This is a genomic window from Sporolituus thermophilus DSM 23256, from assembly GCF_900102435.1.
GTDB lineage: Bacteria > Bacillota > Negativicutes > Sporomusales > Thermosinaceae > Thermosinus > Thermosinus thermophilus.
The window spans coordinates 53,246-77,311 of record NZ_FNBU01000007.1; the positions used below are offsets into that span (position 1 = coordinate 53,246).

Annotated in this window: 26 protein-coding genes, 3 tRNA genes and 1 riboswitch; of the genes, 6 read left to right on the top strand and 23 right to left on the bottom strand. The window is 55.0% G+C overall.

Annotated elements, in window-relative coordinates; all coding sequences use genetic code 11:
• Position 1 precedes the first annotated feature (1 nt).
• Positions 2 to 517: a transcription repressor NadR gene (locus tag BLQ99_RS05815; RefSeq protein ID WP_093689051.1), complete on the bottom strand. Its 516-nt coding sequence runs from the start codon at positions 515 to 517 to the stop codon at positions 2 to 4.
• An 88-nt stretch (positions 518 to 605) separates the two neighbouring features.
• On the opposite strand from BLQ99_RS05815, the gene BLQ99_RS05820 reads away from it, so the two are divergent.
• Positions 606 to 1,247 (top strand): lactate utilization protein, encoded by a 642-nt coding sequence (locus BLQ99_RS05820; protein WP_093689053.1) that lies wholly within the window; start codon positions 606 to 608, stop codon positions 1,245 to 1,247.
• Between the two features lie 76 nt (positions 1,248 to 1,323).
• Here the strand turns inward: BLQ99_RS05820 and BLQ99_RS05825 are convergent, their stop codons facing one another.
• From BLQ99_RS05825 to BLQ99_RS05845, 5 genes are all read right to left on the bottom strand, one after another.
• A complete protein-coding gene (locus BLQ99_RS05825) occupies positions 1,324 to 2,910 on the bottom strand; it encodes a sensor histidine kinase (RefSeq protein WP_093689055.1) in 1,587 nt (528 codons plus the stop codon).
• 169 nt (positions 2,911 to 3,079) lie between these two features.
• A tRNA-Val gene (locus tag BLQ99_RS05830) sits at positions 3,080 to 3,155 on the bottom strand.
• A gap of 6 nt (positions 3,156 to 3,161) precedes the next feature.
• Positions 3,162 to 3,236: transfer RNA gene (locus BLQ99_RS05835), tRNA-Glu, on the bottom strand.
• Positions 3,237 to 3,241: 5 nt separating this feature from the next.
• Positions 3,242 to 3,316 (bottom strand) — tRNA-Asn (locus BLQ99_RS05840).
• A gap of 64 nt (positions 3,317 to 3,380) precedes the next feature.
• Entirely contained in the window at positions 3,381 to 4,364 is a 984-nt protein-coding gene (locus BLQ99_RS05845) for a 2-hydroxyacid dehydrogenase (protein ID WP_093689057.1), read from the bottom strand.
• Positions 4,365 to 4,542: 178 nt separating this feature from the next.
• Between BLQ99_RS05845 and BLQ99_RS05850 the strand changes: the two genes are divergently transcribed.
• Positions 4,543 to 5,655, top strand: a complete 1,113-nt coding sequence (locus BLQ99_RS05850; protein WP_171904606.1) for an aminopeptidase — start codon at positions 4,543 to 4,545, stop codon at positions 5,653 to 5,655.
• Positions 5,656 to 5,702: 47 nt separating this feature from the next.
• Here BLQ99_RS05850 and speE read toward each other — a convergent pair whose 3' ends face one another.
• The 9 genes from speE to BLQ99_RS05895 all read right to left on the bottom strand — a co-directional run bounded on the left by speE (position 5,703) and on the right by BLQ99_RS05895 (position 13,773).
• A complete protein-coding gene (speE, locus tag BLQ99_RS05855) occupies positions 5,703 to 6,536 on the bottom strand; it encodes a polyamine aminopropyltransferase (RefSeq protein WP_093689061.1) in 834 nt (277 codons plus the stop codon).
• Between the two features lie 152 nt (positions 6,537 to 6,688).
• Positions 6,689 to 8,293 carry a (Fe-S)-binding protein gene (locus tag BLQ99_RS05860; protein ID WP_093689063.1) on the bottom strand — a complete coding sequence of 535 codons (1,605 nt, stop codon included), beginning with the start codon at positions 8,291 to 8,293 and terminating at the stop codon, positions 6,689 to 6,691.
• Entirely contained in the window at positions 8,232 to 9,227 is a 996-nt protein-coding gene (locus BLQ99_RS05865; protein ID WP_093689065.1) for a respiratory nitrate reductase subunit gamma, read from the bottom strand. Before BLQ99_RS05865 ends, BLQ99_RS05860 begins: the two co-directional genes overlap by 62 nt.
• Positions 9,228 to 9,522: 295 nt before the next feature.
• A complete protein-coding gene (locus BLQ99_RS05870; RefSeq protein ID WP_093689067.1) occupies positions 9,523 to 10,179 on the bottom strand; it encodes an HD domain-containing protein in 657 nt (218 codons plus the stop codon).
• A 90-nt stretch (positions 10,180 to 10,269) separates the two neighbouring features.
• Positions 10,270 to 10,809 carry a 2-oxoacid:ferredoxin oxidoreductase subunit gamma family protein gene (locus tag BLQ99_RS05875; RefSeq protein ID WP_093689069.1) on the bottom strand — a complete coding sequence of 180 codons (540 nt, stop codon included), beginning with the start codon at positions 10,807 to 10,809 and terminating at the stop codon, positions 10,270 to 10,272.
• Positions 10,806 to 11,558: a thiamine pyrophosphate-dependent enzyme gene (locus BLQ99_RS05880; RefSeq protein ID WP_093689071.1), complete on the bottom strand. Its 753-nt coding sequence runs from the start codon at positions 11,556 to 11,558 to the stop codon at positions 10,806 to 10,808. The genes BLQ99_RS05875 and BLQ99_RS05880 overlap by 4 nt, the downstream gene beginning before the upstream one ends.
• A 2-nt stretch (positions 11,559 to 11,560) precedes the next feature.
• Positions 11,561 to 12,631 (bottom strand): 3-methyl-2-oxobutanoate dehydrogenase subunit VorB, encoded by a 1,071-nt coding sequence (gene vorB, locus BLQ99_RS05885; RefSeq protein WP_093689073.1) that lies wholly within the window; start codon positions 12,629 to 12,631, stop codon positions 11,561 to 11,563.
• A 24-nt stretch (positions 12,632 to 12,655) separates the two neighbouring features.
• Positions 12,656 to 12,859 (bottom strand): DUF362 domain-containing protein, encoded by a 204-nt coding sequence (locus tag BLQ99_RS05890; protein ID WP_093689075.1) that lies wholly within the window; start codon positions 12,857 to 12,859, stop codon positions 12,656 to 12,658.
• 140 nt (positions 12,860 to 12,999) lie between these two features.
• Positions 13,000 to 13,773, bottom strand: coding sequence for an IclR family transcriptional regulator (locus BLQ99_RS05895; protein ID WP_093689077.1), 774 nt, complete (start codon positions 13,771 to 13,773; stop codon positions 13,000 to 13,002).
• 135 nt (positions 13,774 to 13,908) lie between these two features.
• Here BLQ99_RS05895 and BLQ99_RS05900 point away from each other — a divergent pair, with 135 nt between their 5' ends.
• The 4 genes from BLQ99_RS05900 to BLQ99_RS05915 all read left to right on the top strand — a co-directional run bounded on the left by BLQ99_RS05900 (position 13,909) and on the right by BLQ99_RS05915 (position 15,708).
• Positions 13,909 to 14,139 (top strand): hypothetical protein, encoded by a 231-nt coding sequence (locus BLQ99_RS05900; RefSeq protein WP_093689079.1) that lies wholly within the window; start codon positions 13,909 to 13,911, stop codon positions 14,137 to 14,139.
• A 158-nt stretch (positions 14,140 to 14,297) separates the two neighbouring features.
• Complete coding sequence (locus tag BLQ99_RS05905; RefSeq protein WP_093689081.1) at positions 14,298 to 14,948, top strand: C40 family peptidase; 651 nt, start codon at positions 14,298 to 14,300, stop codon at positions 14,946 to 14,948.
• Positions 14,949 to 15,056: 108 nt separating this feature from the next.
• Positions 15,057 to 15,296, top strand: coding sequence for a TIGR03905 family TSCPD domain-containing protein (locus tag BLQ99_RS05910; protein WP_093689083.1), 240 nt, complete (start codon positions 15,057 to 15,059; stop codon positions 15,294 to 15,296).
• A 151-nt stretch (positions 15,297 to 15,447) separates the two neighbouring features.
• Positions 15,448 to 15,708, top strand: coding sequence for a hypothetical protein (locus tag BLQ99_RS05915; protein WP_093689085.1), 261 nt, complete (start codon positions 15,448 to 15,450; stop codon positions 15,706 to 15,708).
• Positions 15,709 to 15,721: 13 nt separating this feature from the next.
• Here the strand turns inward: BLQ99_RS05915 and BLQ99_RS05920 are convergent, their stop codons facing one another.
• The 8 genes from BLQ99_RS05920 to BLQ99_RS05955 all read right to left on the bottom strand — a co-directional run bounded on the left by BLQ99_RS05920 (position 15,722) and on the right by BLQ99_RS05955 (position 24,049).
• Positions 15,722 to 16,603: an ABC transporter substrate-binding protein gene (locus tag BLQ99_RS05920; protein WP_093689087.1), complete on the bottom strand. Its 882-nt coding sequence runs from the start codon at positions 16,601 to 16,603 to the stop codon at positions 15,722 to 15,724.
• Between the two features lie 2 nt (positions 16,604 to 16,605).
• Positions 16,606 to 16,727: riboswitch (molybdenum cofactor riboswitch) on the bottom strand.
• 148 nt (positions 16,728 to 16,875) lie between these two features.
• Positions 16,876 to 18,180, bottom strand: coding sequence for a sensor histidine kinase (locus BLQ99_RS05925; RefSeq protein ID WP_093689089.1), 1,305 nt, complete (start codon positions 18,178 to 18,180; stop codon positions 16,876 to 16,878).
• Position 18,181: 1 nt separating this feature from the next.
• Complete coding sequence (locus BLQ99_RS05930; RefSeq protein WP_093689091.1) at positions 18,182 to 18,853, bottom strand: response regulator transcription factor; 672 nt, start codon at positions 18,851 to 18,853, stop codon at positions 18,182 to 18,184.
• 46 nt (positions 18,854 to 18,899) lie between these two features.
• A complete protein-coding gene (locus BLQ99_RS05935) occupies positions 18,900 to 19,643 on the bottom strand; it encodes a glycosyltransferase family 2 protein (protein WP_093689093.1) in 744 nt (247 codons plus the stop codon).
• A 15-nt stretch (positions 19,644 to 19,658) separates the two neighbouring features.
• Positions 19,659 to 21,215 (bottom strand): ArnT family glycosyltransferase, encoded by a 1,557-nt coding sequence (locus BLQ99_RS05940; protein ID WP_093689095.1) that lies wholly within the window; start codon positions 21,213 to 21,215, stop codon positions 19,659 to 19,661.
• Positions 21,216 to 21,283: 68 nt separating this feature from the next.
• A complete protein-coding gene (locus tag BLQ99_RS05945) occupies positions 21,284 to 22,195 on the bottom strand; it encodes an NAD-dependent epimerase/dehydratase family protein (protein WP_093689097.1) in 912 nt (303 codons plus the stop codon).
• Positions 22,192 to 23,205, bottom strand: coding sequence for a lysylphosphatidylglycerol synthase transmembrane domain-containing protein (locus tag BLQ99_RS05950; RefSeq protein ID WP_171904607.1), 1,014 nt, complete (start codon positions 23,203 to 23,205; stop codon positions 22,192 to 22,194). The genes BLQ99_RS05945 and BLQ99_RS05950 overlap by 4 nt, the downstream gene beginning before the upstream one ends.
• Positions 23,192 to 24,049, bottom strand: a complete 858-nt coding sequence (locus tag BLQ99_RS05955; RefSeq protein ID WP_171904608.1) for a ChbG/HpnK family deacetylase — start codon at positions 24,047 to 24,049, stop codon at positions 23,192 to 23,194. The genes BLQ99_RS05950 and BLQ99_RS05955 overlap by 14 nt, the downstream gene beginning before the upstream one ends.
• Positions 24,050 to 24,066 lie beyond the last annotated feature (17 nt).

The following is a 24,066-nucleotide window of genomic DNA, read 5'->3' on the forward strand; positions in this document are numbered from 1 at the left end:
CCTAACTAAGCAATATTCCCTGCTGCCTGAGGGCGCCTTCAATCTCCGCCAACACCTGGGGCGACGGCGCCTCGACCGTGTGCAGATGCACCCCGCCGGTAACCACCGACAGCGGCTTGGCGCCGCTTTCCTCCAACTTCCGCAAAAACTCCGCCAAATCACGCCGCGACGCCAGCATCAGATTCGCCCGAATCTCACCATACAAAGGATGTTCGACGATAACATCCAGCACCTTGCCGCCATGGTCGATAATGATGGCCAGTTCCTCCGCCAGGCTGTCCCGGCCGTGCCGGCAGGCCAGTTTGGCCGTCACTGCCGACCGCGGATTGGCCACCGGAACAAGATAGCCTTGCGGCGTGGCATAAATTTCCTGTCCCGCGGCGCGTAAAATGGCAATATCCCCTACGATTACCTGCCGGCTAACGCCAAGTTCCCTGGACAGAGCCGTTCCCGTCACCGGCGCCGCCGCCTGTTTTAGCATGGTCAATAATTTTTCCCGCCGCGTTTTTGCATCCATCGCCGTCACCTCATCCTTAGCAAAAAGGTAAAATTTAGTCTGTGTCGAAGAAAATGAATTATACAAGACAGTAAGGAGGTAAGTCCGAATGAAAGAGTTCAAAACTTGGCATCACGACACCCTGGCGGCCAGGGTAGTGGAAGCCCTCAAAAAGAATAACTTCAATGCCGTTTATTTTCCGAACCGGCAGGAAGCCATCAACTACATTCTGTCCCTCGTGCCGGCCGAAGCTACCGTCGGTATCGGCGGCTCCTGGACAATCCGGGAATTGGGCCTCGACGACATGCTGGAACAGCGCGGCCATACCGTCTATAATCATAATAAGCCCGGTCTCAGTCCGGAAGTGTCGCTAGAGCTCAGACGGAAAGAACTCACATGCGACGTCTTCTTCACCAGCACCAATGCACTGACCCTGGACGGCCAACTCGTCAATGTGGACGGCACCGGCAACCGCGTAGCCGCCATGATGTTTGGCCCTAAAAAAGTCATCGTCATCGCCGGTGTAAACAAAATCGTCCGCGACGTGCAAGAGGCGGAAAGCCGGATCAAACTTTACGCCGCTCCGCCTAACAATAAACGTCTCAACCGGCCCAATCCGTGCGTTCAAACCGGTACTTGCATGGACTGCCAAGGCCCGACCCGCATCTGCAATATTACTACCGTGCTGCGCAAAAAACCAAGCCTCACTGACATCAACATCGTTATCATCGGCGAAGAGCTCGGGTTCTAAGCGCGAAAAAACCGCACGCTTTCCGTGCGGTTTTTTATTTCGCCACACCGCCCTTAAATTCCCTGCCGGTCGCGGCTCATATGCAGGCCGTATTGTTTGCAAGCGGCAGCTGCACAGTGAAAGTAGCGCCTTCGCCCGGCCGGCTGTCGACCCGGATGCTCCCGCCGTGGCGTTGGACGATAGAGTAACATACCGACAGGCCTAAACCGGTGCCCTCCGCTTTCGTCGTAAAAAAAGGAGTGCCAAGATGCGGCAAAATATCTTCCGGGATACCAGGACCGTTGTCGGTCACACTAACGACGGCCCGGTCTCCGTCAGTGCGGAGGGCGATATAGACGCTGCCGCCTTTAGGGGCCGCCTCGATAGCATTGCGCACCAGATTTATCCATACCTGCTTGAGCTGCGAGACGTCGCCGCAAACCGCCACATCCTCGCCGGGCATAAACTCCAGGGCAACATTCTTGCCCAACGCCAGGCTTTCCATCAGCAGTATCACGTTATTTAAAACACTCCGTAAATTCACTGCCGCAAATTGCGGCACCTGCGGCGGGCGGGCCAATAGGTGAAATTCTCGGATAAGCTTTTCGATGCGCTCAATCTCGACCTGAATAATTTCCAGATGCTCGCGGGGAACAGGCCGTTCGCCCCTTACCATAATTAACTGGATAAAGCCCTTAACCGATGTAAGCGGATTGCGGATTTCATGGGCGATACCGGCGGCAAGCTGGCCGACACTGGCTAGCCGCTCAAGCCGCATCGCTTCCACCAGTTCTCGGTAGCGCCGCGCCTGGCGCACGCGGCCGTAAATCAGCCCCAGCGACACCCCGATCAGACACAATACGCCTATGGTCGGCAGGGAATCCCGTAAAAGAATGGCATATACCTCCGCAATCGGCGTCGCCATCACCACGCGCCAACCGGTATTTTTGACAGTCGTAAACACAAATAGTTTTTCCAGATCATCCAAATAAGAACTGGCAACAACATAACCGTCACCCGGGACAAAAAAACGCTGGCCGCTAATGGTTAATTCATGTTTTTCCGGGTAAATTTCTTTGATGCGGGGATGATACAAAAAACGCCCGGCACTGTCGATGACAAAAATATAATGTTGGGATTTAACCGGCGCAATCCCCGCGATTTTCGCCACTTCATCCAGCGCAACACCGGCCAGCAATACTGCTATGACGTGGCCATTATCGTCAAAAACCGGGACACGCAAGCTGACAAACGCGTCTTCTAAGCCATTAACAGTTATACGGTCAGAAATAACGAGCCTACCTTGTGCAGCAGCAGAAAAACTGACCGGATCAGGGATGCGAATCGGGGCGTCACGCCCATCGACTATCACATTCCCATGCAAATCTGCTAGGCCCATACGACAAAATTCTAGAACCTGCATGGCCTGACCTAGTTTGGGCCTAACCCGGTTCGGATCCAGGCTGCGGATGTCGGGATCGGTTGCCAATAAATTAAGCGCCAGCAAGCGGCCATTGAAGTTGAGTTCCAAATCATTCGCCACCTGCCGCGTGCTGCTGCGCTGCTCGGCCACCAACGCCCGGTACTTGGCGGTAAAATAGGCGGCACCTAGACCAACGATAATTGCGGTGACGACCACAATCGTCAATATGCGAGCCCAAAAATCCCAGGAGCGGATATTCATGGCAGTTAACACTTCCTTTAATTGACATATTTCGCCAATATTCTCAAATTACCTGCCATGAATCGTTTTTTCGCACATAGTATTTATTATGCCCTGAGGGACATTACCCATTGCAGCAGGCAAGTCTACCAAAAAGAAAGCGCTGGACACACGTCCAGCGCTTTCTTTTTGGTGGGCGATGACAGGATCGAACTGCCGACATCCTGCTTGTAAGGCAGGCGCTCTCCCAGCTGAGCTAATCGCCCATATAGTGGTGACCCGTAGGGGATTCGAACCCCTGATACCGCCGTGAAAGGGCGGTGTCTTAACCACTTGACCAACGGGCCCTAATTGGCTCCTCGAGCAGGACTCGAACCTGCAACCACTCGGTTAACAGCCGAGTGCTCTACCATTGAGCTATCGAGGAACAACGACATAATGTATTATATGACATCTCCGTCAAAAATGCAAGAGGGCGAAGGACAAAATTTTTACTGGAAATTTCTTGCTTCGGGATTAAGACAATTGGGCGGCATCCGGCCGTCCAGAGCGGCAAGAATGTTTTCCACCGCGACGAGCCCCATCTTGGTGCGCGTTTCTAGAGTAGCACTGCCTAAATGCGGCGGGATGACGACGTTGTCGAGCTCAGCCAGGCCCTCCGCCAACGCAGGCTCGTTTTCAAAGACATCAAGACCGGCTCCCCAAATCTCACCTTGCCGCAGCGCCGCCACCAGCGCTTTTTCGTCGACCACCGGCCCCCTTGCCGTATTAATGAGGATGGCCGTAGACTTCATCAGCTTGAGCTCCCGCTCGCCAATCAAATGGTGCGTCTCGGGCGTAAGCGGCACATGGAGCGAGATAAAATCGGCTTCCCGCAGCAGAGTATCGAAGTCAACGTAAGTAGCGCCTGTTTCCCGTTCAAAGTCCGGCTTGCGGGAGCGGCCGGTGTACAAAATCTTCATGTCAAAACCTTTGGCCCGCCGGGCAAAGGCGGCGCCAATCCGGCCGGCGCCAATAATACCCACCGTCTTGCCTGTTACCTCCTGCCCAAGCATCAAGAGCGGCCCCCAACCGTGGAATTTACCGGCCCGGGTAAACTTGTCGCCCTCCACGACCCGCCGCGCTACGGCGAAGAGGAGCGCCCAGGCCATGTCAGCTGTGGCGGCGGTAAGAACATCAGGGGTGTTGCTGATAAAAATGCCCCGCTTGGTGGCGGCCGCCACGTCAATGTTATTGTACCCGACGGCATAATTGGCAAAAATGCGGCACTGTTTGCCGGCCGCCGCCAGTACGGCGTCATCGATCGTATCGGTAAGCAGACATAGTACTGCATCCCGGCCGGCCACCTTGGCTAACAACTCGTCACGCGTCAGGACGCGGTCCTCGGGATTGACTTCCACCTGGCAGCGCTGGCGTAAAATTTCCAGCGCCTTATCCGGTATCCGGCGGGTTACATAGACGTTAAATTTGGCCATACAGTCACCTCCTGATAGTGGTAAGCGGAACGCGGAAAGTAGTAAGTAGTAGATGTATTTCATAATATTCGGGTAAAGGCCGTTTTTTCCTGTTACAATCCAAAACAGGAATAATTTAGCCTAATGGTAAAGATTATATTACAGGAAATTTATTTGCCATGCAAAGGAGGAACCTCTATTGGATCCGCGAATCGCGACGCTAGCCCATAACCTTATAACCTATTCTACGGATCTTAAACCAGGCGAAAAACTTCTCATTGAAGTCTTTGACAATGCCCTGCCGCTGGCCAAGGCGCTCGTCGCCGAAGCTTATGCCGCCGGAGCGCTGCCTTTTGTCACCCTCAAAAACAACACCCTGCAGCGGACGCTGCTGCGCGGCGCCACCGCCGAGCAACTCAAATTGATTGGCCAGTGGGAAGGCGAACGGATGAAGGCAATGGACGCCTATATCGGCATTCGGGCCAGCGACAATGTGAGCGAACTATCCGATGTGCCACCGGAGAAATTGCAGCTTTATCAGCAACACTGGTCTAAACCTGTCCATATTGATATCCGCGTCCCCAACACCAAATGGTGTGTCCTGCGCTACCCCAACGCCGCAATGGCCCAACTGGCCAACATGAGTACCGAGGCCTTTGAAGACTTCTATTTTAAAGTCTGCAACCTTGACTATGCCCGCATGGGCCGGGCGATGGATCCCCTCGTCGCCCTTCTGGAAAAGACGGACAAAGTGCGCATCATTGGCCCCGGCACCGACCTCACCTTCTCGATTAAGGGCATCGGCGCCGTTAAGTGCTGTGGCCTCCGCAACATCCCCGACGGCGAGGTATATACGGCGCCGGTCCGCAATTCGGTCAACGGCGTCCTTTCCTACAACACCCCTGCCGTCTACCAGGGCGTCACTTACGAAAATATCCGCTTTGAGTTCCGGGAAGGCAAAATCGTCCGGGCTACCGCCAATGATACCGAAAAAATTAATAAGGTTCTTGACACTGACGAAGGCGCCCGGTATATCGGCGAGTTCGCGCTGGGCGTTAATCCCTATATTGAGAAACCGATGAAAGATACCCTATTTGACGAAAAGATTAAAGGCAGCTTTCACTTCACGCCCGGCAACGCCTACGACAAGACCTTCAACGGCAACCGTTCGGCCATTCACTGGGATTTGGTCTGTATTCAAAATCCGGAGTACGGCGGCGGCGAAATTTGGTTTGACGATCGGCTGGTGCGTAAAGACGGGCGGTTTGTCCTGCCCGAACTCTCCGGCCTAAATCCGGAAAACCTGGTATAACGTGCAAAAAGCGCCCTCGCGCTAAAGAGCGCAAGAGCGCTTTTTTATTATTTAAGCAGTTCTTTGACAAAATTGGGGAGCACAAAGCAGCTTTTTTGAATATCGCGGTTGTAGTACCGGGTGTTCAGTTCCGGCAGTTTGGCAGTATCAACATTGAGCGGATCATACTGCTTGGAACCGATGGTAAAGCAGTGCGTGCCGCCGGGATAGAGGGGAATTTGCGTTAGATACAAACGGGTGATCGGGAACAGGGAGGAAATGTCCTTCCACAGGCGTTTGATCAGGGGCTGATGGAAGAAAGGCGATTCGGTCTGCTGCACGAACAGGCCGTCGGCTTTGAGCGCTTTGTAGACATCTTTGTAGAATTCGTAAGTGAACAGGCCTTCGCCGGGACCAATGGGGTCGGAGCAGTCAACTATGATAACATCATAGAAGTTTTCCGCTTCTTTCATGTGCTTGATGCCATCGTCAATCTTCAGATGTACTTTCGGGTGGTTATTGATTAACGCCTCGCTGATTTCCGGCAGGTACTTTTTGCAGACATCAACGACCAGTCCGTCGATTTCCACCATTTCGGCCCGCTCGACCGAAGGATGCTTAACCACTTCGCGGATGGTGCCGCCGTCGCCGCCGCCAATGACCAGCACGTTTTTCGGATTGGGATGGGTAAAGAGGGGCACATGGGCGATCATTTCATGATAAACAAACTCGTCAAAGATAGAGGTCTGAAATACTCCATCCAAGACCAGCATCCGGCCGAACTCATAAGTATCCACAACGACAACTTCCTGAAACTCCGACTTGCCGGTAAACAGCGCCTCTTTCACCCGGCAGGTCAGCCCCAGGTTCTTGGTCTGTCTTTCGGTAATCCACAACTCCATCTGTCATCTCCTCCTAATCGGTGTTATTATAAACCACGGATTTACCTGTCTATGCGCAATCTACAATATCGAATTTTATCATAAATATTACCAGGTGAAAAGATGGCAACGGAAAATTACGGCCTCGCACCAACCGGGCGAGGCCGCGAGACTTAAAATTCATCTTCCCACTTGATAAAGGGCGCGGGGAGGTCAACCATAGCGTTAACCATGAGCTCGACCAGACCGCCATAGATAATGTTGTATTTCTCTTTGAACTCGTAATGCTCTTGGAGTATGTCGCGGGCCGAACCCTTGCAGTTCGAGCAGGGAGCACAGTAGTATTTGGGAATGGACGGATCAAGGCAGTCTTTGAATGCCTCCAGCACCTGCAGCGCTTTGGCCCGGCCGATAACGTTGTTGCGCCACTCAGGGAAATTGTAGGAATTCATGATGGCAAAGCCGCTGCCGCCGCCACAGCAGTAGTTCTGTGTGCCAGCGTGCGGCATTTCGCGGAACTGGCCGGGAGCAACAATGCGTTTAATGATGTTGCGCTGCGGATTAACAATGCCCATCAGGCGTACGATATTACAGGGGTCATGGAGCGTAACCGGGAAGTTGTTGCGGGCCGGGTCGAACTTGATAACGCCGCTGGTGACAATCTGCTCCAGTAACGGCAGGCAGCTTTCGCGGGGAATGGCCAAATCGCCTATGCAAACGCGGTCGGCAATTTCCACGAGCGCTTTGGTGGCGTGGCCGCATTCGCCAACGACAATCTTCTTAACGCCTAGTTTCTTGGCGGCCTGCACCTGGGCCACGGCAATGCGCGAATACTGGACATCGTCATACCAGGTGCCGTAGTTAACGCCTTCGTAACCCATCACTTCACTGGACAGCGTCCAGCTAAGGCCGGCCGCTTCAAACAGAATGGCGAACGCCGCCGGGTTTTCCGGCCAGGCGACATACTCACCGGCGTTATGGATGAGCAGGATGTCGGCGCCTTTTTTATCCACGGGAATTTTGATGCGGCGGCCGATTTTTTCCTCGATGTCGTCTTCGATAAATTCAATGGTGTCAAGGAAGGCCGCCGGCGTCATGCCGGTGGACGAGCCGGTCTGCAGATGGCGCATGGTCCCGTTTTTATGTACCGCTTCCGGGGCAATGCCGAGTTCTTGGCTGAAGAGTTTGCGCAGTTCACGCGTGAGCAGACCGTTGTCAACACCGATAGGACAGGTGGAGGCGCAGCGGCGGCAAATTGAACAGCGGTAGGACAGCTCGGCCAGGCGGTAGATTACCCGCCAATTAAGGTCGATGTCGGCGCCAACGAAGCTACTCAGCAGCCGGCCGCTGGTCGTAAAGTATTTGCGATAAATTTTCCGCAGCACTTCCGAGCGGTAGTTGGGCCGGTAGATGTCCTGCCGGCCGCTGCAGGTATACACCGGACAGGCCTCGTTACAGGTATTGCAGCGGACGCAGTATTCGGTGCTGAGCAGCGCCGGCATGAGGAACGTCCAGTTGTTTTCCTTCTTAAACAGCTTTTCCAGGCCCCGCAGGAACTTGTTGACCAGGGCGTCTTCCTCTTCTTTGCTCTGCGGCTTGGGCAGACCGAGGGCCGAAAAGCCGTCCAGGGAGAAATCGTATTTTTCCATCCAGTCCGGTTTGACCGGCTTAAACGGTTTTTCTTCGTACCCGGGTACCGGCTGGAGTTCACTCACATCAAGCGGAGAAAGTATGTCCGCCGGTTTGGCCAAGTCCTTTATCCTGACTCTTTGTTTCATTAGTTTTCTTCACCTCCGCAGTCGGATTGGCCGTGGCTTGCTGGAGCCAGGAGGCACCGGACACAATATGCTGGGCCGACCATTCCATCTGGTAATTGAGATACCCGGCAATGCTTTTTTCCAAATTGCTGCCGCGGACAACCGGTTCATCGTCCCACATGATGTTATGGTAAAAGAAGTACTTGGCGGCAAAATGGAGCATGCGGCTAAAGGGCAGATATATGAGGAAGAGGCTAAACAGCAGCGCTTCCAGCACCATCAGCGGGTGCGGTAGGGCCATGGGGCTAAAGCTGAGCAAAGACCGCACATAGGCGCGGGCCAGTTCGAAAGACGGGTCGTTAACCCACCAGGCGGCCAGGCCGACCCCGAACAGGGCAAGCAGCAAATATAAATTAAAGTAGGTGATGGGCGCGGAAAAATCTTTCAGATTTTCATCGGTATGCCGCAGCCACAAGAGGCCCGCTGTACCAAATACGCCGAGGACCAGACCGGCAACTCCGGCTGCCAGGGTGGCGAGGTTAAAGAGCATAGCCCACCCGACCGTGGAGTTGCCGGAAATCCTAAGACCGGTGGCCAGTTCCAGCGCCGCTCCGGCGACCAGCAAAACCAGCCAGGCAATAATCAGGTAGAAGGCAAAGTGCATCGGGAAGGAAAAGAACCACATTTTGCGGTTATAGAGAAAAGTGCGTTTCAGGAGCAGAATTTCCTCGGCCATTTCGGCCAGCTCGTGCGCGAGCGACACCCGCCGCGGCTTTTGCCAAAAGTCCACTTCCTGATACGGCGACCCCTGCGGGCCGTCATGGGCAATCGGATACAGATCCCACCGCAGATGGCGGGGCATCTGGGCAATGGACCAGACTTTTCGGGCGGTAACAAGAATAAATACTAATATTGCCAAATACATAAACGGGCCGGAAATCAGCCAACTAAGCACGGCAATCCCTCCTCCACGGATCTTGACGCAGCAAACTTCTCCCGCCTTTCGCCATAATTTTCACACCTTAATTGTAGCAGACTGTTGACCGGCTTCCTATGTGTAAATCGTCACAAACTCATAGAACAAATTTATAGCCCGATAACCGATTGGTGCATGCCTGTACCCCAAACCGGGAAAGCTAAAAGCCGAGGTGATACCATGCGGCCTGAAGAATACGACGAAACTGCCCACCCCCGCGTCTACCCCGTTCAAGATGCCATAACCGATGTCATCCCCTCCGAAAAATTAGCCCTCACTCCCCCTCCCCCCGAAAAAATGGTGAAAGAGAAGTAATGTCCGCCAGCAGCCGGGCGATATTAGCGCGGGCGCAATTTTCATATTTGGCGCGGAAAAATTCAGTGTGGTATATGTACGGCCTGTTGAGAAACTTTTGCAGGACGGCGCGCCGCCCGGCCCGGTAAGCGTTATCGGACAGAAAGAAAAACTCGCGCCTGATGCCGTCGCTATACGCCGCAAACTGCGGCCAGGGATAACCGAGGATGGCCAAGTCGGCGTCGAGGAGAAACTGCGTATCGGCGTCCAGCCCGGCGTCAGCGTCATGTTGCGTCGCCTCAACCAGGCGGCGCACTTTCCCGGCGAAAACGGTGCAGCCGGTAAGTTCAAGGGCATAGGTATAAGCAACGGCAGCACTGATTACTTCATTGTATTTATTTCCCGGCACATACACAATATCATGAAACCACAGGGCAAATTCCACCGCCTCCCGGTCTGCCAGTTCACCGGCAACAGCCGCCAATTCGGCGAAACCATTGGCGAGATGGTTAAGGTTATGATAGTAGCGGCCATAGCCCGAGTAGCTGTCGACAATAACGGCGAAAATCCCTTCCGCCGCCGGCGAACCGCCGAGCCGCTCCATCAGGGCCTGCCACCGCTCGCGAAGTTGCTGCATGCTTTTCTCTCCCTTCCTTGTAACGCAATTTTAGTTTTACCACTAACAAGCAAAAAGCTGCCGCATTGACGGCAGCTTTTTGCATCCTGTTTACGCCTTGGCAAATTCCAATCCTTTCCGGATGGCCGCGAGATTTAGCTCATACATCTCGGGCTTTTTCTTGCCAACCACGGCGTCGATGGCTTTTTCCACACTCGCCAGACTCGTTAACTTAAGCTTAGGCAGCAGCGCCCCCAGGCACACCATGTTGGCCAGGCCGGGATTGCCGAGTTCGTTGGCCAGATCGGTAGCCGGCAGAGCAATGATGTCGATATCCTCCCGCTTGCTGGCCAACTGGACGATCGAGCTGTTGACCACCAGCGTGCCGCCCGGTTTGATGCGGGGCAAAAATTTATCATAGGACGGCTGATTTAAGACAATGCCCACGTCGGCGACATCGATGACCGGCGAATTTATCTCCGTATCGGCGGTAATAACCGAGCAGTTGGCAGTACCGCCGCGCATTTCCGGGCCGTACGAAGGAATCCAGCACACCTCCAGGTCACTGAGCATGCCGGCATAAGCCAGCACCTTGCCAATGAACATGACGCCCTGACCGCCGAAGCCGGCTAACAACACCTTGTCCATCATAGGGCTTTAACCTCCTCCGCCACTTTCAGTTCGCCCATCCGGTAAAGGGGCAGCATGTTCTCCTGTAGCCATTTCAGGCTGTCCACCGGGCTCATTCCCCAGTTGGTCGGGCAGGTGGACAAAATGCTGACAAAGGCGAAACCTAATCCGGCCTGCTGCACCTTGAAGGCTTTTTTAAGCGCTTGTTTGGCCAGTTGAATGTTTTTAGGCGAGTCTACCGACACGGCGGCCACATAGGCGGCGCCGTCCATGGTGGCGATGATCTGGGGAAGGTCGATCGGGGCGCCGAAAATATTTTTATCGCGGCCATAGGGGCTGGTGGTCGTCACTTGCCCGGTGAGCGTCGTGGGCGCCATCTGCCCGCCCGTCATCCCAAATACGGCGTTGTTAACCATGATGGAAGTAATTTTTTCGCCCCGGGCGGCAACGTGAATGGCATGGGACGTGCCAATGGCGGCAATATCGCCATCGCCCTGGTAAGTAAAGACAATTTTATCCGGCAGGGCGCGCTTGATCCCGGTAGCCACCGCCTGGGCCCGGCCGTGGGCGGCGCCGACAAAGTCACAGGCGAAAAAGTCGAGCGAAAAGCCGGCACAGCCAACCGGCGCCACGCCAATCGTGTCGCCGATAATGTCCAGTTCCTCGAGCACCTCGCCGATTAAGCGGTGAATAATGCCGTGCGTGCACCCCGGGCAGTAATGAAACGGTAAATCAGTCAGTCCTTGCGGTCGGCCAAAAACTTTCTGCATGGTTACACCTCCTCCGCCAGCGGCAATTGAAATACCTTCGCCAGATGGGCGAGAATCTCGTTTTCCGTAGGCAGCATGCCGCCCTGCCGGTTGTAAAGATGCACAGGCACGCGGCATTCCACGGCCAGCTTGACATCCTCGATCATCTGGCCGGCGTTGAGTTCGACCGTCAGGATGCCTTTGACCCGGTCTTTGACGGGGATGAAGGCTTTTTCCGGGAAGGGCCACAAAGTAATGGGGCGGATAAGGCCCACTTTCAGCCCCTGCCGGCGGGCATTCAGCACCACGCTCTTGGCAATGCGGCCGCAGGTGCCATAGCCTACCAGCAGATATTCGGCATCATCGGCGTAAAAAGCTTCCCACCGCTGCTCTAGCGCGCGGATTTGTTCATATTTGGCCTGCCAGTGCAGACAGTTGGCTTCACCAATTTCGTTGGTCAGGCTGTAGCTGGCGATTTTACGTTTCGCCCGGCCGCGGCACCCCCCTACCGCCCAGTCTTTCGGCGGCAGCTCCACCGGCGGCCGCTCTTTCAGCTGTACCGGCTCCATCATCTGACCCAAGAAACCATCGGCCATAATGAGCACCGGATTACGGTATTTGTCCGCCAAATCAAAGGCTTCCATGGTAAAGTCGTAAAGTTCCTGGCCCTTGGACGGCGCCAGCACAATCAGGCGGTAATCGCCATGGCCGCCGCCCTTGGTGCATTGAAAATAGTCGGACTGCGACGGGCCCAGCCCGCCAAGACCGGGGCCGGCGCGGTTAACGTTGACGACCACCACCGGCAGTTCGACGGCCGCCAGATAGGACAGCCCCTCCTGTTTAAGGCTAAAACCAGGACTGGACGAGGCCGTCATTACCCGTGTTCCGGTAGCAGCCGCGCCATAGCACATATTAATCGAGGCAATTTCATCCTCACCCTGCAGTACCGTGCCGCCTGCCTTGGGCAAATGTTTGGCCAGATACTCGACAATCTCGGTCGAGGGCGTGATGGGATAGCCGAAAAACAATTTGCACCCGGCGCGAATGGCAGCCTCGGCAATCGCTTCATTGCCTTTCATTAGCTGTTTGCTCATGCCTTTTCTCCCCTTTCCCGCAATCTAACGATATACTTCCAGGGCCATATCCGGACAGACGGTGCCGCAGAGCGCGCAGCCGATACACTTATCCGGGTCGGTGACTATAACGGTATAGTACCCTTTCTGATTGGCTTTGTCGCCAATGGCCAGAATTTTCTTGGGACAAATATTCACACAGAGACCGCAGCTTTTGCAGTATTCGGGCAAGACAACCACTTTGGCCACGGTATTCACCTCCTCTTGTTCGTTCCGTTCACAGGAACACTGTTCCGTAATTACCACACAACAATTATATTTGATTATATTCGCCAAGCGGTTTCTTTTTCCCTGGCTATTTGTAAAAATATTTTAACATGCCGCCCGAATTATTTCATTAAGGAAGATATGGTCGCCGTGGTCTGTTTTACCTGCTCCACGATTTCGGTAAACCGGTCCGATCTAATCCGCGACGTGGGGCCGGATAAGCTGAGAGCGGCAATAATCTCCCCGTCCCGGCCGAGAATGGGCGCCGCCACACAGGTCAGTCCCAGTTCCAGCTCCTCGTCGTCGAGCGCATACCCTCGCTCACGAATGGCGGCCAGTTCGGCGAGCAGCCTGTCCCAATCGGTAATGGTTTTCGGCGTAAAGCGGGGAAGTTCCCGGCCAATAAACCGATTTGTATATTCGGCCGGGCTAAAGGCCAGCAGACATTTGCCGACCGCCGAGCAGTGGCTGGGCGAACTGGAGCCTACCGGCGGCGTTAAGCTAAGCACCTGCTGGCTCTGAATCTTTTCGACAATAATATGCTTGGGATAAAGATCGGCGGTTTTGTCCAAGACCGAAATGTGAACCACTTCATTGAACCGCTCGGACAGCGCCTTGGCATGAGGGTAGGCGATTTTCGGCAGCGGCACCTTTTCGCGGACGAGCATGCCGAGCGAGTACAGTCTAAACCCCAGCCAGTACCGCCCGGTTTCCGGATTTTGTTGAACAAAGCCCTTGTTTTCCAGGGTCGCCAGCGTGCGGTAAACCGTGCTCTTATACATGCCGAGCGTTTCACTGATTTGGGTTACCCCCATCTCCTTCCCTTCCTGCTGCAGTAAAAGCAAAATGTCCAGCGCCCGGTCGATGGCGTGAATGATTTCTTTGTCTTTCGCCATATTATACCCCTCCGTCAAAGTGACAGCCTTTATTGCGATAACTTTCTTCGTTTTTTCCCATTATAACATAAATAGGCGCGATATTTGGCCGGTTATGGTATAATTGACTGCATACCGCAGGAAAGGAAGGAGAGCATGAGCGCGATTACCGCTTCCCAGTTAAAAGCAGGTTATATTTTCGGCGACATTGCCGCCGGGGAATATGTCTATATGCCGGCCGGCGAAGTAGGGGTAACCAGCCCGGTCTGCGTCTTCGAAACACCAGAAGGGCGCCGGGACGTCAGCCTGGACGAAGCCATCGAACTGGTACTGCGCCTAAGCCTTAAACCCGTCCGCCACCCGCAGTTTGGCCGCCGGTCTTGCTAAATTGTTTCCATCCCCATTGCCGCGCGGAGCGATGGGGATTATTTTTTATTAGTTAAGTTTACATAATTAATGTATTATGTTATTATTAATTATGTCGCTAGGAGGCGAAAAGTTATATATAATTTCCCCTACCTAGTATATCGCAGGAGGTTGATGCGATGAAGAAATTTAAATCTTCAATTGTAACTGTGCTATTGGCAGCTATGCTCACCACCGTTTTCACCCCGGCCGTACCGGCCTATGCCTTCTCCTTAACCGACCTGATTGCCCCGACAGCTGCTGCCGACAAGACTTCTTCCGGCAGCTCGGTTTTTGACCTACTCCTCGGCCTGCTGCTCGGCAAATTTCTGGGCAATATCTTTAACACCAGCGACGCAGCGCCCGGCACCAGCACACTTGGCAAGGCGTTAGGCCTGAGCGACAAGACGGAAGCGAGCGTGACCGGCAGTGCCGTTATCGCCACCGCCCAGCGGTACATGGGCGTGCCTTACGTTTGGGGCGGCGATACGCCGGCCGGGTTTGACTGCTCCGGCTTCACCCAGTATGTCTTAAAGCAGCACGGCATTGCCATCCCCCGTACGGCCGCCGAACAATTTGCCGCCGGCATGCCGGTAGACAAAGCGAACCTCAAAATCGGTGATTTGGTGTTCTTCACCACCTATAAACCGGGCGCGTCCCATGTTGGGTTCTACATGGGCGACGGCAAGTTCATCCATGCCAGCTCGGTCGCAAACAAAGTAACCATTTCTGCACTCGACGAACAATACTATACCGAACGCTATATCGGCGCCCGCCGTTATCTTCCTTAACCTCCTTCGCCCCCGCCCCCTATCCGGCGGGGGAATTTTTATTGACGTCAGGCAAACGGCGTGATAAGGTAATATTGTAAACAGGAACTGCTTATGGGAGAGGTGGCCATGATTACATACACAACGTCAGGCGTATGCGCCACGGAAATCCAGTTCGCTATTGAAAATGGCCTTATCAAGGAAGTCCGGTTTAGCGGCGGCTGTCAGGGAAACCTGACCGCGATCAGCAAACTCGTGCAAGGCATGCCGGTGCAAGAAGTCATTCAAAGACTCCGCGGCATCCCCTGCGAAGACAACCAGACGTCCTGCGCCGACCAATTGGCCCGGGCACTGGAACAATTTGCCTAATAATGATACCCCCATCGGCATTGACTGATGGGGGTACTGTTTTACCATGCTCCCCTACCCTAGTGACCGCTATAGCAGCCGTGGCCATGGTTGGCGGTGGCCGCCGCACACCTGCTTGGCACCGGGGAAAATGAAAGGGGGGAAGGTGCAAGTGGCGGTAAAAAGCAGGAAGCGGCGGAAAGCGGAAACCGCCCTCCGTCCCGGCGGCCGGCTTATCGTCAAGTGCCGGGTCGCCGACGGCATTGACAGCCTGCAAAGCGCCCTCGCCCGGCTGGTTTGGCTGGCCCGCGGCGGCAAAGAAATGTTCCGCCAGGCGGACTGGCTTGCCTTCCTGGCGGAACATGGGTTTCGCAATCTCCGGATTGTCAACGTCTGGGGGATTTTCGCCACTATCACCGGGATTCGCCCCTAAGCCTAACGTTTGTTCATAACCCCAAATCTTTTTCCGTCTTGCCACCATCGGCAAAGAAGAGCGGCTGGCCAAATTTATCCTTGCCAAAACTGCCAATTAGCTGCTGACCCTCAGCCGACAGGAGAAAATCGGCAAACGCCTTGGCGCCCTCGCGGTTGACCTTGCTGAACTTATCCGCATTTACTTCCATAACATGATAGATGTTGAGCAGCTTGGCGTCGCCTTCGACAAGGATTTCCAGGGAAATATTCTTCCGCTGCGCCAGGTAAGTAGCCCGGTCGGTTATGGTATAGCCTTTCTTTTCATTAGTAATGCTCAGCGTCTGGCCCATACCGGCGCCTGCTTCATAGTACCAGGCGCCGGCCGGCTTGACAGCCGCCTGTATCCAGAGTTTCTTCTCCAGTTGGTGGGTGCCGGAATTATCGCCGCGGGAAACAAAACTAGCCTGGCTGGCGGCGATGGCCGCGAACGCCTCCTTGGCATTTTTGTTTTTAATCTTCGCCGGGTCGCTTGCCGGTCCGATAATAATAAAGTCATTATGCATTACCAGACGGCGGCTGGTCACGGCGCCGGCGGCCATCACCTTTTTCTCCGCGTCCGGCGCATGCGTAAGGAGCACGTCGGCCTCGCCTTTCTCCCCCATGGCAATGGCCTGACCCGAACCGACGGCCACCGTCTTCACCCGATAACCGGTTTTTTGCTCAAAAACAGGGATTAAGACGTCCAATAAACCACTGTCCTGTGTACTGGTCGTGGTGGCAAGAATAATATCCGGTCTGGCCGGTTTCGCCGACGGCTGCTGCGCCGCTTGCTGCGCCGGCGTGCCACACCCTGCCAGCGTAAGCACCACAACAACTAGTATTAACGCCAATAAACATTTTGTACGTTTTTCCATTCGTTATCCCTCCTCGACCTTCTTTCCACAACGGGAGGCATGCCCGTTTCCCGGCAAACCCGGCGACCCAGCGCCATAACCTTCCTAGGTTTGCAGGCCACCGGCTTCGCCGATTAGCAAAAACCACCTCCTGAAAATATCTGGAAAATACATTCGTTCTCTATGGGTAAACTCCTGCACAAAAAATAAAAAAGCGGATACCTCCACTTAACCATGGAAGGTATCCGCAAAAAAACTCTCACCGCCGGCAAATCGGCTTTCGCCGCACCACCCTAACTGCCGCCGCCAAGCTGCGGCAGCGTTACCGTGAAGGTACTGCCCTGACCGGGCCGGCTCGTAACTGTAATCGCGCCGCCATGACTCTGCGCAATCCAACGGGCAATAGCTAGTCCCAGCCCGGTCCCGCCCAGTTCCCGGGACCGGGCCTTGTCTACCCGGTAAAACCGCTCAAAAATCAGCGCCTGGTGCTCAGGGGCAATGCCAATGCCGGTATCCTGCACAATAATCCGGAGCTCGGCTCTATTTCGGGCAGGCGGCTCCAGGATGGCTTTAACCTGCCCGCCCGGCGGCGTATATTTTACCGCGTTGTCCAGCAAAATCAGCAGCAATTGGCTGAGCCGCTCCCGGTCGGCATATATCATTACCCGGTCTGGGCTATCGAGACACAGCTCAATCCCTTTCCCGCCGGCCAGCGGCTGGAGCGACCGGACGACCTGTTCAGCCACAACCTTTAGATCAAAATTCTCCTTAATCAAGTTGAATGCCCCCGCATCCCCTCTGGCCAGGGTCAACAGGTCGCTTACAATCTTCGACATCTTTCTGATTTCGTCCTTCATGTCGGACAACACCTGCTGCGCGAATGGCGACATGCTGCTCCCGTCATCGCTTTGGACGGCGTCCACCGATGTGAGCAGCACGCTCAGGGGCGTTCGCAGCTCGTGGGACGCATCAGCCACAAACTCGCGCTGGCGGCGGAACGACTCCTTAATCGGCACCATTGCCCGGCCGGCCATAATGTATCCCGCCAATGAAACGAGAATGAGAAAAGCGAAGGACACCACGGTCGTGACCACCAGGAAGTTTTTTAAGACCTGATAATAGAGGGTGATGTCCCGGCCGACGTATACCGTTCCTAAAAACATATCGCCATCATACACCCGCTGGGCGCAAAGCATAAGAATGGCCTCATCGCCGTTTGGGAGAACAAAGGTCTCCAAATCCACATCACCGTCAGCTGTATCCCAGCTCCGGATTTTGGCCAGAACAGGCTCGCGCAGGGCGGGGTACGGTTCGGCCGCATTGATTAAATTACCCTGAGCGTCAAACGCGTAAAAAAACATCCGGCCGCTGCCGTCGCGGTAATCTTCCTCCGGCATATTCGGCAGCAGTTCCTTGTGTTTGAAAATCACCAAATGCTCCCTGGCTTCCTCTTCGGCAAACAGGCGCACTTCCTGTTTTTCCTCCGAATAAATGGTCCAGGTCAGACCGCTATAAATGATCCCTACAAACGCCAGGAGAAAAGCGGTCATCAAACCGGTATAAAAAAGCGTTAGGCGGCGCCGAATCTTGCTGAACATCTTATTCCCCCAGCTTATACCCAATTCCCCGAATATTGTGAATTAGCTTTTCCTCGCCGGGGAAGTCGATTTTTTTGCGCAACAGGCGGACATAGGCATCCAGGTTATTGGAAGATACTTCGGACTCAAGGCCCCAAACACGGTCTAAAATCACTTCCCGCGGCACGACTTTGCCCCGATTTTGCACCAACAGGTCAAGCATTTGAAACTCCCGCCCGGTCAGCTGGATTTCCCGAGCGCCCCGCCGCACTACCCGCGTCGTGCGGTTAAGCACCAAGTCGCCCACCTGGACGATATCTTCTTTGAGGGCAACAACACTGCGGCGGGACAAGGCGCGGATCCGCGCCATGAGTTCGGAAAACTCGAAAGGCTTGACCAGATAATCGTCGGCGCCGGTATCCAGCCCCAAGACTTTATCATCGACGGCATCCCGGGCCGTCAGCATCAAAATCGCGCCCTGATACCCCTTCTTGCGCAATCTGTCGCATACCTCCAGACCACTCATGCCCGGCATCATCCAATCCAAAATGGCTACGTCGTAAGGGGAGTACAGGGCGTATTCCAACGCGGCGTTTCCTTCTGTCACCCAGTCAACCTGCATTTTTTCTTTTTCCAGCATATGCCTAATGAGCTTGCCCAGACGGGTGTCATCCTCAGCCAGTAAAATCCGCATCTTCATCACCTGCTATATCCCTTTCGCCACGGCCGCCGTTTCCCCTTTAACTCGAGTGACGGGGCGCGACCAAATCGGTATGCTTATTCTGCCACGAATTCCGCGTCTTATAGTACCGCCACATTTCCACAAAAACTTTTTTAATGACCGACGTGCTGGCCAGGGTAGATTGCCCGGCAACGCGCGGGTGATAAACAAGGCCAATTTCCCGGATGGTGTAGCCCCGCCGGTGGGCCTCGAGCAGCAGCTCGGCGTCAATAAACGACCCTTCCGACTTTAAGACAATGTTCTGGTAAATTTCCCGTTTGAACAGTTTAAAGGAGAAATTAACGTCCCGGACCTTAAGCCCAAAAATCAGGCGGATCATCAGGTTGTACACCTTGGAGATAACTTTCCGCCGCAACGGTTCATCCCGGGTCAGGCGGTAGCCGATAAGCATGTCGGCGTCGCCGATTTGCGGGATGGCGTTTTTAACATCATCGAAATCAAGCGGCAAATCGGAGTCCATGTACAAAATATAGTCTTTGGTCGCGTGAGCAAACCCGGTTTTGAGCGCCCCTCCCAATTTGCGGTTAACTTCGTGATGAATAACCCGGATTACGGGATAGCGCCGGGCCAATTGGTCAGCCAACGCCCCGCTCCCGTCGGTGCTGGCGTCGTCGACGACTACAATCTCATAATCGATGCCTAATTTATTGCCGATCGCCATCGCGCCGTGTACGCAGGGCTCAATATTGTCAATTTCGTTGTACATGGGAAAAACAAACGACAGACTGAATGGTTTTTTCATGTTGGTTGCCTCCAATCATTTCGCATCTTTCAAGAGCAAAACTTTATCTTCTTGCCGGTAAAGCAGCTGCAGATCGCCCTGCAGGGAAACCGGGAGCTTACGGTAGGCGTTCTCACTCAGAATGAAATAGGCTTTGCCCGCCGCGCCGGCGATAACGTCAGAGGCTTGTTCCGCCGCTTTGATTTCAATCCCCGGCATACCGGCGTAATACATAAAACCAGGACGGTAAAACTTAGCCACATAGACAGGCGTCTGACCGTCGTAGCGAGCCGCAAAAGCCGTGGCAAACTCTTTCATGGAAAAGGCCGGGGCTGCGGCCGGCAGCAGGGCCGTCATCAACGCGGCGACAAACAAGGCCATGCCGATTGTTAGCGAAGCCACCGTCCCGCGGCCGCCATGGCGGACGGCGCTCCACCAGACCATCGCCACCATCGCCGCCAAAGCGGTACATACGGCCACCACTCCTGGCATCAGGGCCGGGGCTAATTTCGCGCCGGCCAGCCCCAGAGCCGCCGCTAACGCGCCGGCCAGCAGCGTCAGGACAAAAGCGGCAAGATAGACTGCCCAACGGTCACGGGCAGCCAGCGTCCGGTCGATATACCAGCCGACCAGCAGCGCCAGCGGTGGATACATGGGCAAAATATACGAAACCAGCTTGGTCTGGGACAGGGTGAAAAAGCCAAACACCACACCGGCCCACACCAGCAAAAACGATAGCGCTTCGCCCCCGGCGCTTTGCCGCTCGCGCCAGGCAGCGCGCCCGGCCTGGATGAGGAAGGCAGTCCACGGAAAAAAACCGACTAGCAAAACCGGAAAGTAGTAATACCACAGTTTGCCCTCGGGATGCTCGGGCTGCAAAAAGCGGGTAACGTTATGAAAGCCCAGAAAAGTGTTGACAAACTCCAGGCCGTGATAGGCGTACATCGCCCCGTACCAGGGGAGAGCAATGGCCGCGAAAACAAGCGCGCCGCTTATCAGCCGCAGCCGGCGCCAAATCCCCCAATTGCGGGTCAAGGTATAATGCAGGCCGAGAATCAAAGCCGGAAAAACAACACCAATGGGCCCCTTGGTAACCACCGCCAGGGCGGCGCTGGCGTAGGCCAGGTAGTAGCGTCCCTGAAAAAAGCCCAGGAGCGACACCGTAAGGAAGAAGGTCAGGGTGATATCGGTAACCGCCGCCTTGCCCAGATAGAAATATTCAAAGCTCGTTGCCAGCACCAGCGCGGCAATAGCACCCGCGCGGTCGCTAAACAGCCGCGCCCCGGCGCAATAAACGGTCACGACGCCGCCAACGGCCAGTAAAGCCGAGGGAAAGCGGGCGCTGAACTCGCTGTCGCCAAACAGGCGGATGGCACCGGCTACCAGCCAATAGTACATAGGAGGCTTGTCATACCAAAAATCACCGTAAATGCGCGGCGAGATTAAATCGCCATACTGCAGCATCTCCCGCGCCGTTTCGGCATAAACAGGCTCATCCGGGTCCAGCAGCGGCACGCTGCCCAGCCGGAAAAACATAACGAACGCCGCTACGCAGATAATTGCCAGCAGACGAAACCAAGGTTTACTGATCATATTCCCTCCTGAAAAGTTTATCGGCCTCATGCGCCGACCGCCGTTCCGCCCGGACGACCTTGGATGCTTCACCGCAAGCTTGTCAGCGTCCGGCCCAGGCCCTCGGCCAGCGAATAGACCGGCTGCCAGTCCAAATTGGCGCAGGCGGCCAAAATTTTTAGCGCCGACCGGTAAATGTCGCCCGCCCGCGGCGGCGCATACTGCGTTATCAGCGGTTTGCCCACCAGCCGCTGCATCAGACGAACAAGCTCATTAATCGATATTTCCTGCCCGGTGCCGATATTGTAGCTGCGGTTGGCGTTAGCGGTAAACAGAGCGCGGTAGTTGGCCTCGGCCACATCGCGGACATAGATGAAATCCCGCGTTTGGGTGCCGTCGCCAAAGACGGTAAGCGGCTCGCCAACCAGCGCCTTCGTCAAAAAGCTGCTAATGACGCCGCCTTCACCGCTGTCCGTCTGACGCTCGCCGTAGACGTTGGCATAGCGCAGCGTCACATACTCGAGACCAAAATTTTTATAATACAGCTCCAGATATTTTTCGGCGGTAAGTTTACTCAGCCCGTAAAAAGATGTGGGCTGCTTGTCCGCTTCCTCATGGAGCGGTAAAACCGCCGGATCGCCGTACACCGCCGCGCTGGAAGCAAAGACAATCCGTTTCACGCCTGAAGAGCGGCAGGCCTCCAGAAGATTGACCAGTCCCATGATGTTGACATCACAATCGTACCGCGGGTCGGCCAGCGATTTAGGAACGGTGGTCTGGGCCGCTTGGTGGATGACAAAATCAAATCGTTCAGCGCCCAACAAGTCCACAAGGTCCCGCTCCCGGACATCCTTTTCAATAAAACGCGCCGCAGGGTTCACATTAGCCAGACAGCCGGCGCTGAGATTGTCCAAAACGACGGTCTGAAAGCCAGCTTCAATCAGCCGATCGACGATATGGGAACCGATAAAGCCCGCTCCCCCGGTAACCAACACTTTCATCCGCACTTACCTCCTTCGTCAGCCGCCAGCAATTGGCTGTTTTTCAGGAAATGATAGCCAAAAACACGAACCATGGCAATAAAACCGAGCATAAAAGGCAGGTACTCGCTGAATAACCGCCACAAGAGCGCGGCAATTCCAACCATGCTGGCGGGATAGAGCGTGCTAAACAGGAAGACAAAGCCGCCTTCGGCAACACCCGCGCCGCCAGGCGTCGGCGCAAAATACAGCACAAAATTGAGCAAAACGACCCGGCCAAGAACCGTCCCCCAGGCCACCGGAGCGCCCATGCCGGCAAACAGGACCGGCACAATACCATACAGGGCAAGCAAACTAAAAATCGTGTACACAAAGGCTTCGGCCAGACCGCGACCGTTTTGGCCAAGCAGCGTCAACGCCGCTTCCAGATCCCGGAAAAAGCGCAATAATTGACGGGCCTTTCCCGGCAACAAGCGACAGGCCACCCGTTTAAACAGCAGGGCAAACCGCCGCACCCGCATTAGCTTTAGCATTCCGCAGCCGGCGACGACAATAGCCATTGCCGCGCCTACCGCTAAATGTTTGGGGAACCACGCCGCGATCCCGTCGTCCAAGTAGACGACTACCGGCAGGCAAAGAACCAAAACGAACAACGATAAAAGGGTGCGGACGACCGCCAGGACCGTTGCTTTGCCAACGGGAACGCCGGCCTTGCGGAGCAGTGCTACCTGCGCAACCGGCCCGCCGGTAGCACCAGGGGTTAATAGCGCAAAAAAGTAATTGCCCAAAATTACCGGCACGCATTGTTTGAGCGTAACGGCCGCCCCGGCCAGCTCGGCCATGCGTTTTAGGCGATAGGCGTCAAAGTAAAGACCGGTTGCCACGAGCCCCAGGACAAGCAACACGGCCCACAGCCGCAGCGCCCGCAAATGGATAAACATCTGGGCGTCAAAAGTGGCAAAAATTACCGCCGCCGTTGCCGCCAGCAGCAGACCAAGGCTAGCAGCCAGCCGCAAACTAACTTGTTTCATCATCCAACTCCCAGTAGTTGATAAGTTTTATTTTATGGCGCTGCAGCGCCCCTAAAACTTCCGCACTGCGCAGGGCCGCCAATTCCTCCTGCCACTGATACCTCCACCCGTAGGCCGCATCAAGGACCTTATTGTCCATACCTGGATGAACCATGATTTCCGATAGCCCCTCAGGCAGGTTCTCAATCACCGCTTTAAGGTTGGCGGCATGCATGGTCCCGCCGGTCAGCATGCCAAAGAAGTGCTGCGGACTTTTTAGACCGCTGCGGGCATACTGGCGCCGGGCCCAGGCGGCGCAAACCGTTAACGCCGTCCGCGCCAGCACGCGGCCAACCGTATATTGCTTTGGAAAAAAGGACAGCGGCTCGGCAGGAATGCGGATTTTGGTCACCTGGAATTCACGGGCGATTTTGGCAACAATAGGCGCCAGTCCAGGCAACACATGCAAGTGCTGATGGCTGTCGAGGTGGCTGATAGCGATGCCGCTCCCGACCACTTTTTGCATTTGGCAGCGCAGTTCATACTCAATATGTTCTTTGGCAATGGCCCCGCGTAAATAGCGGCGCGCAAAAGCGCCATAGTCAGGCAGCAGCTTGCCGTCATCGGTCAGCAGGGTATTAATGTTGCCCCGCGCCACCGGCCGCGCCCCCACTAATGTAAGGTGCACGCCCACACTCAGCCGCGGATGCTGCCGGGCCAGGGCGACGGCGTGGGCGAAAGCGTTACCGCCGGCCATAAGGGATGCACTGGTCACACAGCCTTCGCGATGGCTGGCAATAATAGCATTATTGATACTTTCATGAAGCCCAAAATCATCGGCATTGACAATTAACCGTTTGATCATGATCACCACCCGTCTAC

Bases quoted from the DNA above. Each gene is read 5' to 3' on its own strand.
- BLQ99_RS05910 (WP_093689083.1), top strand. From the start codon at position 15,057: ATGATTACATACACAACGTCAGGCGTATGCGCCACGGAAATCCAGTTC.
- BLQ99_RS05920 (WP_093689087.1), bottom strand. From the start codon at position 16,603: ATGGAAAAACGTACAAAATGTTTATTGGCGTTAATACTAGTTGTTGTG.
- BLQ99_RS05905 (WP_093689081.1), top strand. From the start codon at position 14,298: ATGAAGAAATTTAAATCTTCAATTGTAACTGTGCTATTGGCAGCTATG.
- BLQ99_RS05900 (WP_093689079.1), top strand. From the start codon at position 13,909: ATGAGCGCGATTACCGCTTCCCAGTTAAAAGCAGGTTATATTTTCGGC.
- BLQ99_RS05845 (WP_093689057.1), bottom strand. From the start codon at position 4,364: ATGGCCAAATTTAACGTCTATGTAACCCGCCGGATACCGGATAAGGCG.
- BLQ99_RS05815 (WP_093689051.1), bottom strand. From the start codon at position 517: ATGGATGCAAAAACGCGGCGGGAAAAATTATTGACCATGCTAAAACAG.
- BLQ99_RS05925 (WP_093689089.1), bottom strand. From the start codon at position 18,180: ATGTTCAGCAAGATTCGGCGCCGCCTAACGCTTTTTTATACCGGTTTG.
- BLQ99_RS05950 (WP_171904607.1), bottom strand. From the start codon at position 23,205: ATGAAACAAGTTAGTTTGCGGCTGGCTGCTAGCCTTGGTCTGCTGCTG.
- BLQ99_RS05870 (WP_093689067.1), bottom strand. From the start codon at position 10,179: ATGCAGCAACTTCGCGAGCGGTGGCAGGCCCTGATGGAGCGGCTCGGC.
- BLQ99_RS05935 (WP_093689093.1), bottom strand. From the start codon at position 19,643: ATGAAAAAACCATTCAGTCTGTCGTTTGTTTTTCCCATGTACAACGAA.
- BLQ99_RS05825 (WP_093689055.1), bottom strand. From the start codon at position 2,910: ATGAATATCCGCTCCTGGGATTTTTGGGCTCGCATATTGACGATTGTG.
- BLQ99_RS05875 (WP_093689069.1), bottom strand. From the start codon at position 10,809: ATGATGGACAAGGTGTTGTTAGCCGGCTTCGGCGGTCAGGGCGTCATG.
- BLQ99_RS05955 (WP_171904608.1), bottom strand. From the start codon at position 24,049: ATGATCAAACGGTTAATTGTCAATGCCGATGATTTTGGGCTTCATGAA.
- BLQ99_RS05820 (WP_093689053.1), top strand. From the start codon at position 606: ATGAAAGAGTTCAAAACTTGGCATCACGACACCCTGGCGGCCAGGGTA.
- vorB (WP_093689073.1), bottom strand. From the start codon at position 12,631: ATGAGCAAACAGCTAATGAAAGGCAATGAAGCGATTGCCGAGGCTGCC.
- BLQ99_RS05880 (WP_093689071.1), bottom strand. From the start codon at position 11,558: ATGCAGAAAGTTTTTGGCCGACCGCAAGGACTGACTGATTTACCGTTT.
- BLQ99_RS05945 (WP_093689097.1), bottom strand. From the start codon at position 22,195: ATGAAAGTGTTGGTTACCGGGGGAGCGGGCTTTATCGGTTCCCATATC.
- BLQ99_RS05860 (WP_093689063.1), bottom strand. From the start codon at position 8,293: ATGAAACAAAGAGTCAGGATAAAGGACTTGGCCAAACCGGCGGACATA.
- BLQ99_RS05895 (WP_093689077.1), bottom strand. From the start codon at position 13,773: ATGGCGAAAGACAAAGAAATCATTCACGCCATCGACCGGGCGCTGGAC.
- speE (WP_093689061.1), bottom strand. From the start codon at position 6,536: ATGGAGTTGTGGATTACCGAAAGACAGACCAAGAACCTGGGGCTGACC.
- BLQ99_RS05940 (WP_093689095.1), bottom strand. From the start codon at position 21,215: ATGATCAGTAAACCTTGGTTTCGTCTGCTGGCAATTATCTGCGTAGCG.
- BLQ99_RS05930 (WP_093689091.1), bottom strand. From the start codon at position 18,853: ATGCGGATTTTACTGGCTGAGGATGACACCCGTCTGGGCAAGCTCATT.